The sequence below is a fragment of the Algoriphagus faecimaris genome (assembly GCF_900101705.1).
GTDB classification, from domain to species: Bacteria; Bacteroidota; Bacteroidia; order Cytophagales; family Cyclobacteriaceae; genus Algoriphagus; species Algoriphagus faecimaris.
The window spans coordinates 2695-12498 of the sequence record NZ_FNAC01000027.1 but is presented as its reverse complement, the minus strand read 5'-3'; the positions used below and the strand labels follow the sequence as shown (position 1 = coordinate 12498).

General features: G+C 38.2%; 7 protein-coding genes. 6 read left to right on the top strand and 1 reads right to left on the bottom strand.

The genetic code is table 11. The features are described 5' to 3' along the window. The first annotated feature begins 1650 nt into the window (after positions 1 to 1650). Both BLQ57_RS21190 and BLQ57_RS13725 read left to right on the top strand, forming a co-directional pair. Complete coding sequence (locus BLQ57_RS21190; protein ID WP_169712763.1) at positions 1651 to 2289, top strand: histidine kinase; 639 nt, start codon at positions 1651 to 1653, stop codon at positions 2287 to 2289. Between the two features lie 61 nt (positions 2290 to 2350). Then, a complete protein-coding gene (locus BLQ57_RS13725; RefSeq protein WP_087940136.1) occupies positions 2351 to 3067 on the top strand; it encodes a LytR/AlgR family response regulator transcription factor in 717 nt (238 codons plus the stop codon). A 559-nt stretch (positions 3068 to 3626) separates the two neighbouring features. Here BLQ57_RS13725 and BLQ57_RS13715 read toward each other — a convergent pair. Next, the gene (locus BLQ57_RS13715; RefSeq protein WP_139162740.1) at positions 3627 to 6227 is read right to left on the bottom strand and encodes a lantibiotic dehydratase; all 2601 of its coding nucleotides are present in this window, start codon (positions 6225 to 6227) and stop codon (positions 3627 to 3629) included. Positions 6228 to 7231: 1004 nt separating this feature from the next. Here BLQ57_RS13715 and BLQ57_RS13705 point away from each other — a divergent pair. The 4 genes from BLQ57_RS13705 (at position 7232) to BLQ57_RS13690 (ending at position 9041) form a co-directional block, all read left to right on the top strand. Continuing rightward, positions 7232 to 7978, top strand: a complete 747-nt coding sequence (locus BLQ57_RS13705) for a hypothetical protein (RefSeq protein ID WP_087940131.1) — start codon at positions 7232 to 7234, stop codon at positions 7976 to 7978. Positions 7979 to 8046: 68 nt separating this feature from the next. Continuing rightward, on the top strand, positions 8047 to 8487 hold the full coding sequence (locus BLQ57_RS13700) for a DUF5675 family protein (protein WP_087940130.1): 441 nt from the start codon (positions 8047 to 8049) through the stop codon (positions 8485 to 8487). Further along, positions 8475 to 8723: a hypothetical protein gene (locus tag BLQ57_RS13695; protein WP_087940129.1), complete on the top strand. Its 249-nt coding sequence runs from the start codon at positions 8475 to 8477 to the stop codon at positions 8721 to 8723. Before BLQ57_RS13700 ends, BLQ57_RS13695 begins: the two co-directional genes overlap by 13 nt. Positions 8724 to 8789: 66 nt before the next feature. Next, on the top strand, positions 8790 to 9041 hold the full coding sequence (locus BLQ57_RS13690; protein WP_087940128.1) for a hypothetical protein: 252 nt from the start codon (positions 8790 to 8792) through the stop codon (positions 9039 to 9041). The last annotated feature ends 763 nt before the right edge of the window (positions 9042 to 9804 follow it).

The window sequence follows — 9804 nt, the reverse complement described above, 5'->3', positions numbered from 1 at the left end:
TCTTTTTAACCTCCAATCCTCCAAACCTCCTATCTTCCTAACTTCCCACCTCTCTACATCTCAACCCAACCACCGCCAATCCAATCAATCACTTGGCGTAAGTCTTCAGATCTATCCGCCCCTGCTGGCGCAAGTCTTCGGATTTATCTGTTGTAGGTAGACTCGTTCCTAATATTCCCTACCAGGCGTATCTTTTTAACCTCCAATCCTCCAAACCTCCTATCTTCCTAACTTCCCACCTCTCTACTTCTCAACCCATACACCGCCAATCCAATCAATCCCAAATTCAAGAAAAAATGCTCCCTGTTCCCAGATCTCTATTTTCTTTTCCCTGATCCCAGATCTCTATTATCTTTTCCCTGTTCCCTGTTCCCTGTTCCCTGTTCCCTGTTCTCCAATCTCTCAATCTCTATTCTTCCAATTCTCCAAGACAGCCTACTGCCACTGCCTACTTTTCCCCAACCATAACCTCCCCACCTTAATCTCTCCTAACTAAGTCCACCAAAACATTTTTAATAAAAAAATACGATGATTATTTCTTTATTCTCAAAACTTAATTATATTTAAAACGAGTTGTGAGCTCTCAATAGTCTTATTTTCAGCGCTGTACACGGTGGGTTTTCAGATTTTAACTGATAGCCTGAGTTTTCTTTATCTAAAAATGCTGGACAATAGAAGGATAATCTATGCTCAGGATATTATGAAATTTACAGGGCGAAGTCGTTCTTATGCATACAAAGTGCTTCAAAAAATACGGATAGCTGAGGGGAAGGAAAAGCACTGCCTGATTACAATTCAGGAATTCGCCGATTTTCAACATATCCCCGTCACTGAGATAGAAGAAGTATTATTTAAGAAGCACCATAACTGAAAAGGACCTGTGTTCAAACACAGATCCTTTCTAAGTTGGAGCTTCTCTCCACCGGAATGACGATCCGGTTTTAACCTTTGTTCGGTAATTTTTAGAAACTTAACATAGACTGAAAGCATCCGCTTCCCTGGTACTTATAGGATACTTCTCGTCTTAGTATAAGCTTGTAATAGTAGTGGTATTACACTCACTCGCTATACTTGTAGTGAATACCTGATCCCGGGCAGATTTCGACTTTCGAAACCGCTTAATTCGATAACCTTCCATGGCTTGCTGGCTATCTAGCCTCTCTTTTACTGTTAACATATAAATTGAATTTTGTGATGATTAAATCTATTGTTCAAAAATTGATAAGTCCACAGATTGAGCTAGAAACCCCGTATTTTCCGACGGAAAGGCCTTTAAATCAGATAAAGGATTATCCAGGACCATTCATTTGGCTCGCATGGCTTAGTATTTTGATATTGGATCTAATACTCCGCGCCATAGGGAACCACAAGATTGCTCCTTTGGAAATTATTTTAGTTCACTTTTTTGGAGGTGGCTTTATTCTGCAATTTTGGTTCTTCTCCTTTTTACCCCAGATATTTATTTTTAAAAAATGGCTAAAAGTAACCGTCCAACTGGTCCTTATATTTCTCTTTTTTTACCTGATTAAATTATATCTTCTCAAATTCTGGTCTGAAGACGAAATTTCACTAATTCAGTTTTTGACTTCAGAAATTGGAAGATTTTTCCATCATTTCATTTTTATTTCTGCTATGTGGAGCTTCTATATCATGGCAAAAAAACAGGAAACGCTAAAAGAAATGGAAATTGATTTGATCAAACTGCAGGTGGAACATAAGTCCCTTCAGCTAAGTCCCCACTTCACACTAAATATGATCAGTCATATTCTTGTGGAACTTAAATCACTTTCAATGCCCATGTACAAAATTCTTTCAAAATTCACCACTGTGCTATCCTACAGCTTCAAAAGTCTGGATGCTGGAAATTCCCTTGCACAAGAAATCCACGCCGTCAATAGCTACATAGAATGCCAAAAATATCGCTTCAAAAAAAATCTCCAGTTTCTGCTTACCACCAATTTTAATATACTAGAAGTTCAAAATCTGCCCATGCCCAAATGGATACTGATGACCTTGGTTGAAAATATTTTTAAACATGGTGATTGCAATTCCGAATCTCATCCCTGTATGATCACCATGAACCTTTTTTCTGAACAAAATGGATCTTCGGTATTTGACTTCTTTATATCAAATAAGATCAAAAAGCCTGATCACTCTAAACACTCCGGTTTTGGAATTTCTGCTGTCAAAAGGATTCTGGACCACTACTTTCCAAATAATTACCAACTCCAAAATGAAATAGTTGGCGATGATTTTAAACTCTCTTTGAAAATTTCCTATCCTAATTAGTGTGCCTCAAGATTGACATTTAAAAAATCTTTTCACTTCACCCCAAACCATAGGAAAGACTATGAATCAAAAATCTCTGAAAATCGGAATTGTAGATGATGAAAAACCATCAATTGAAATTTTAAAAGACATAATAAGTGGTATACCCTTTTATGAAGTGATTTTTTCAACGCATGATCCCTTTCAGGTTCAAAACCTAATAGATCGATTCTCCATAGATATCCTTTTTATGGATATCGAAATGCCTGGATTTAATGGACTTGAATTGGCCAGAAGAATTCAACGGAAGGGCATTGCTATTATAATTTGCTCTGCTTACCCCGAATATGCTGTCGATAGCTTTAAAATTGATGCAATCTACTTTATTATTAAAGCCCCAGATCTTTTTGAAGTATCCATCGCACTGGATAAAGCCAGAAAATTTCTGGAAAATAGATCACTTCCTGAAAATGACTTTTCGGATAAAATAATGTTATTAAACTTGAGAAGGTTAAATAAGCAAGTTCTTCTGCGAACGATGGATATACTATATATCGAGCAAAGCCACGACTATTCTTTAATCTATTTGGATTCCGGTGAAGTGATTAAAAGAAGAAGTACATTTTCCGAAACACTAAAAACGATAAACAAACCCTTTATTTTCAAAGTCCATCGATCCTTTGCTGTAAATGGTATGAAAATTAACTCATTTGATCATGCTTATTGCTACTTTAAGAATGAAAAACGAATACCTATAGGAAAGGATTATCAGGGAAATATTTTGAATTTTTTAAAATGAGTGTCATCAATCTTATATTAGTCTATGGATTTAAGACTTTGATGCTGAATTTTGGCAGATCCTACAATATCCCGATAAATCGAGACGGGACAGGCCAATTGGCCATTAAAGAAAAAATTACAACACATTCCGCCGCCGTCTGTAGCTTATCTATTTCAGGCGAATCTTCCTTTCTGCCTCCCTGAGAAGCCAGTCCGCCTCAAGCGGATCGTCACTCTCGGCTCCATTGGTTCAATGACCCATGCTCCTCGCAATTTGCAATTCCGCGGACATATCATAGAATTTGTGATCCGAATTATACAATTAAATCGCACCTTCAGCGCTTACCACTTTGAAATTTATCATTGGGCATTAATTTTCTTGTTTTTGTTTGATATCAAATTCGACCCATTTAGGGTCGGAACCCACCATATCAGATTTTATTAACCGAACCCCGCATTCCACAGCTCGTATCTCGCTGCTCCATACGGGGCTATTCATGGTTTGACCCCTTTGGGGTCTTTTAATAGGTCTGGCATGGTCAGTCCGAAATATCCACAAAAGGAAAATCGCTTATTATTTACCCCGCATCTTGCTTATTCCCATGGATTTTTTGACCCAATAAACGGTATAATACATAATAACTGGCCTCTTCATAAAATTTCCTATCCATCAAATAAAAGCGATTGATTTGCATGTGAAAATGATTTTGAAGAATACGCCATTTTTCAGAATCATCCTTTTGTAGGTCGAGGTGCTTTTGAATCAGGTGGAGGTAAACTCCCTTCCAGGATTCCGGTAAATACATGGGTTTATCGAATTCCTTTTCCTTCTTGATTAAACCCATAATTTTTCTCTTGGTCTGATGGGGTACTTGCCTTAGGCGAGATTTAAGTCTCGGGAATATCAATTGACCTAGTGAAGCCTTCGTCAAAATTTCAAACCAAAACTCCGCTAAGTTAAAAGCAGGTACTGTTTTCCATTCATGAGCCACCTTGAAACCAAGTTGACTTTCTAGAATAAATCTTGATTCTAGCCAAAAAATTTTCTCCGAGATTTTATAGGTATTTCGACCATATTTTTTCTCTTCGGGGTAATATGGCCGCGGTTCAAAATTGAATTGTTTTTGACTACTAGAAAGCCTTTCACCCAAAGATATTTTCATTTTTTCTGTGAGCCCTAAAAAACGGATACGAACTTGAAGAAGTGATCCTTCCTGATAAATCAAATAATACCATTTGAGCTTTTTCTCCCCCAAAAAGCCAAGAAAGCTGGTGTTGAAAAAAAATACGAGAAAATCGAATAGTTCATCCTCGGAGATCCTGATTAGATAATAAAGACAACGTTTATCTTCCTGATCTATTGAGTTTAAAAATCCTTTCCAGTCAACAATTGGAATCTTATTTCTATGACTCACTACAAATTGTGGATAGATCATTTTGCCCATAGTGGAATAATAACAACTCTTCTCAAACCATGGCACTTCACGAATCACAGTCCGAGGATATCTTTTCACCTCAGACCACATGATTCCAAACTCGTCTTTATTTTGCCAATTAATCACAAGCTCCCGATCAAAAATACCCACTTGAATTCGTTTAGGTACCTGATGGGTTTTTAACCAATTTTTTAATTCCTGTTCAGATCCATAATCATCCCCAAATATCAACCATCGCTGTGATTGTAAGGTGATCTGCCCCCAATTCAATTGTGGAACATAGTTGCTTTCTGTAAAAAGCGGAGAATGATAATGAATCATTTTGAAGCTTGTCTGATGATCCAATTCCCAAATAAGCCGAATTAAAGGATGACTTATTTCCTTTCCGTTCAATGGATGCAATACCACTGGAATAATTTGCTTTCCAAACTTCCTGTGAATAAGTAAAAACCGGCCGTTCCGAATTCCCAACTCAATATCCTTCAAAGAAATGGAACCGCTTTTCTGCTCTTCAAAAGGACTGATATACCATTTAAATAATGGCTTTGTATTACAAATGCTTGAAATTGAGAATGTTTCTACAATACGTAATTCGGCAAAAATGCACTCCTCATGATGATAAATCTCGTCTCGAATTTTTTCTTGATACTCTAAAATCTTCCCAAACCTGTTAAATCTCCCGAAATAGACAAATGGACGATTGGTAACTACATTCTCAACTACCATTTCTTTATTCTTGCCAATCCGAAATAGAAAGTCTATATTAAAAAGTTCTTCAGGTAAGCTTTTCTTTGGAACCAACCTTTTAAGATCTACCACCCGGCTTCCCCAAAAGTCAGCAGAAAAATTCATGCTCTGATCTGGGTTTTCTTCTGGAAATTTCAAATTCAAAAAATCACTGTTGATAAACTCTGGGTAGCTCAATAAAAGAGGTAATGGAACAAATCTATCATCAAATTTTATCTGAAACCATATTTTCAAACTGTCCAAATATGGTGAATTGACACTCCTAAATAGATCACCCCCATTTGAATAAAACTCGGATAAGTCTTCAGAGATATTATGTGGTAGACTAAGAGTTCCTTCAAGAATTGAATCCTGATATAAACTTTGGTTTTCACTTTTTAATGTATCATTTCTGGACCGGTTTTCGACTTCATCCTGATAAACTATTCCAAGCTCTAAAAGCTTTACCCAAATTTCAAATGACACTTTTTCATCTTTCCGATCAAACCACGATGCAAAGACATCATAGCTTATCTTTTTATCTCTTTGGGCATGCTGGATTAGATTAAATATCACCTTGTTCTTTGGAATACTTACCAATCCCCATCGTTCGTCTTCTTGGATATAACTTAAAAAATAATATCGATCTAGTTTTTCATTCCCCGCTAAAGCGAGCCTCCATTTGGATTTTAATTTTCGCTTTTCTTCATTCCCATCGCCGAGAAGGATTTTTACTTTTTCTAAATTAATGGTCCATTGGTTTGACTCACCATTCCCTATACCAACAGCAGCAAACTTACCAAAAGGAGTGGGCCTATATCGCCCACGAAGTATATATTTGAGGACTTTTAGTCTAAGGTTCCGATCAAGTTCAGCATAGCTGCACTCCTTAATTTTTTGGTATAAACTGGAAGAAGATAACGAAATTGCAGCCTTGATTTTTTTCCAGTTTTCCTGGATACTAAACTCACTTTCAGGATCAAAATCAAATAAAGGAATTCGGAATAAATACTTCATTGCTTTTTCCGCTATTTTATCGGATCCCTTTACTAAACTCAATTTTTTGCGCTAAACAGTGCACATTTTCCGATAGAAAGTACTTAAAATACGATAAATCATTTTATTCAAATAACACTTATCGGCTGACACAAGGCCCCCGGATTTTTTGGTTCAAGCTACTTGGTTTGGTTCACCCGCTCCTCGGAATTTGCAATTCCGAGGATATATCGTAGGATTTTCAATCCGAATTTTAGCAAAATATCGCTCCCTCTGCACTTACCAAACTTCGAAATTCATCATTTGCCATTCATCATTCGATATTTTTTTAATATTGGTTCCAATCAAATTTTATCTATTTCTCCCACCTCCGTGAGTGTCGTCACTCACGGCTCCAATGGAATCCTATTTGGTTCAAACATGTCTTCAGATTTATCTGCCGTAGGTAGACTTGGACCTCAGCTACTTGGTTTGGTTCACCCGCTCCTCGGAATTTGCAATTCCGAGGATATATCGTAGGATTTTCAATCCGAATTATAGCAAAAGATCGCTCCCTCTGCACTTGCCAAACTTCGAAATTCATCATTTGCCATTCATCATTCGATATTTTTTTAAAATTGGTTCCAATCAAATTTTATCTATTTCTCCCACCTCCGTGAGTGTCGTCACTCACGGCTCCAATGGAATCCTATTTGGTTCAAACATGTCTTCAGATTTATCTGCCGCAGATAGACTTGGACCTCATAGTCATCAATTATACAGATCGACAATTTCCCACCTCCCATCATCAAAGCATCATCAAAGTACCATCAAAGTAGCATCAAAGTAAGGGCAAAGCTACATATAGGCTAGGTTTTAGGGTACGTCAAAATACCAGTCAAGTCCATAGATTCCATAAATTCCACATTTTCTCCCAATTCCATATTTTACACAAATTCCACAGATTCCATGGAGTCTACATTTGATTTGTTTTTTCATTTACGGATTTCAGATTTGGGCATGTTTCACTTAAAAACAAACGTGCTATGGCAAGACAATCAAGTTTTCTAAAACTCGAAGGTACCATCGGTGATGTAACCTTCTATAAAGGACGCACAGGATTCAAAGCACGCCAAAAAGGCGGTGTATCTAAAAACAAAATTATGAAGGATCCTAGATTCCGGCGAACCCGAGAAAATCTCCAGGAATTCAACCGCGCTGCAAGCGCCTCAAAATTCCTCAAAGACGCATTCCGAGAAATCGCCCTAAGATCCAGCGACGGTTCACTTCACAATCGACTCTATTCATTGGCCATGAAAGTGATTTACTCCGATACCCAGAGTAATAGGGGAGAACGGAAATTCGAACTCGGAAACGTTCAGCTATTTCGTGGATTCCAATTCTCAAACCAATCCAAAATCGCAGATACCATCTTCAAAAAACTAACGATCTCAGATGGTCCAGATGAAGTTTCTGTTTCTATTCCACAATTGAATCCCCAAACTCACATCAGACAGGTTGAGAATACAACGCATTATCGGATTTCATTGATTCGGGCGGATATCAACTTCATAGAGTCAACCTATGATTCAGAGCTAGTCACCTCTGGTGAACTCTCGATTGAGGCAGATCAAAATCCAGAATTGCTATTATCACTTCCAAAACCCTCCATGGAGAACACGCATCACTTCTTTGCGATGTCTTTGGAGTACTTGGAGGTACTGGAAAACGGATCAGAGTATAACCGCTATGATTTGACGCAGAATCCTGCAACAATCCTAGTGATTTCATAGGTCATAATTGAGTTCCAATCCGATGATTTTTCAATCAACGGAAAAAGAATAAACATAAATATTGACCTATGAGAATTGTTCTTGAAAGGGAATATTGGCCTACCAGTACCCACGGATCAATCTTCATTGATGATAAATTGATTTGTTACACGCTGGAAAGCCCGAAAATCCCAGGATGCTCAAAAGACTCCTGCCTTCCTGAAGGTTCATACCTCATGCTGAAGGAGGATCAGTTACCAATTTTGGCCCTTAAAAAGGGAATCAGATCCGATTATGTCGGAGCAATCATTCCCGATGGACCAATAAAGGTGGAAATGTCCCAAGTAGTCAAACCTGTTGAGTCCATAAAGTCTGAAGGTATTGGAAATAACTCCCAAAAAGCCTTTAAGAGACTTTTGCAGGCTTTAGGAAAAGCTAATTCGGCACAGGATACCTTTCGTCTGGAGATAAGGAGCTGTCCAGACAAAGCCCTGAACCTAGCCTGTTGCGAAATCGCATGGATGGATTAAACCCTTGGGCTATTGGTGGAGGAGTCATCGCACTCCTCCTTTCAATCATCGCTTTTTTCCTGAAGCTCCTGGTCCAGGACATTAAGTCGATGAGTACCGAGATTTCCAAACTCAAAGAAACGCTAGTCAGATTGGAAACCGAACTTGCCATGGTTAAAACCATGCTGCTGAAATACCCTAACCTCATCAATAAAAAAATTATGAGACTCTGGGGAAGCAAAATCGGTGATTCATAAACTAAACGACTGCAATTCCCTGATTTGGAATGATTAAAATTCTAACCGTTTAAAACCAATAAAATCATGAATTTACTCACAGAAATAAAAGAGAGGGCCCAAGCGCCTACACCGAAGTTTTTCCGGATCCTAAAAAGAGCCGGATTGATTATCGCAGCCGTAGGTACGGCAGTGATCACCGCACCGGGTTCGGTGCCCGCAGTTTTGGCAGCCTATGCCGGGCATGCCATCACAGCAGGAACTATCCTAGTCAGCATTTCCCAACTCACCGTAGATGAGGAAAGGCTGCAGGAGAAGTTGCTGTCCACGGTTCAGTAATTCTTTAATTCCTAAACAAAGTAAAGCCGGGTGGGTCTCCTGCCCGGCTTTTTGTTAACCTTTGAGGTCTTCGTCAGCGAAGTCGATATTTTCATTTTTACAGTATTGTGAATTAGACCAGACCTCGAAGGTTTCTTTCGCTGGTTTCAGAGGATCCAAACCCTCCGAGGGTTCCCCATCACCCATAGGAAGATTTGATCAATGTAAAATCAGCATTAGCACAGAATCCCTCGGAGGGTTCATCCGGAAATGATTTTTTTTGAAATTTATCCTATTCAAATTTTATCTATCTCCTCGGCACAACTCAGAAACTCAGAACGCTGAATCTCTGTCATCAATTCGACAAAACTCTGATTATAAAACTCCCATCCTCCTCAAATTAGCCTTTCACCAGATATCCCATCAAGACCGAGTTCTATTATTTGCACAATAAAAGCCCTTATATCTGCACAATAAATTATCTAAAATTTGCACAATTTTATTTTTCTACGAAAGTCCCCCAACCCAGAAACTATTTTTTAACCCTTAACAAATTAACATTTAGCCATCCTGACCCAAGACTCCATCGTATTAGGCTGTTCGGGATTTGTAATCCCGAATCACTATGATAGGATTTTCAATCCGATATAAATACAAGTATCGCGTCTTCACTACTTGCCATCACTTGGAAATTCATCATTGGGCATTTATCATTCGATATTTTTTTGGGAATTGGTTCTAATCAAATTCTGTCCATCTCCTGCCTTTGTTTGTTTTCAAATTC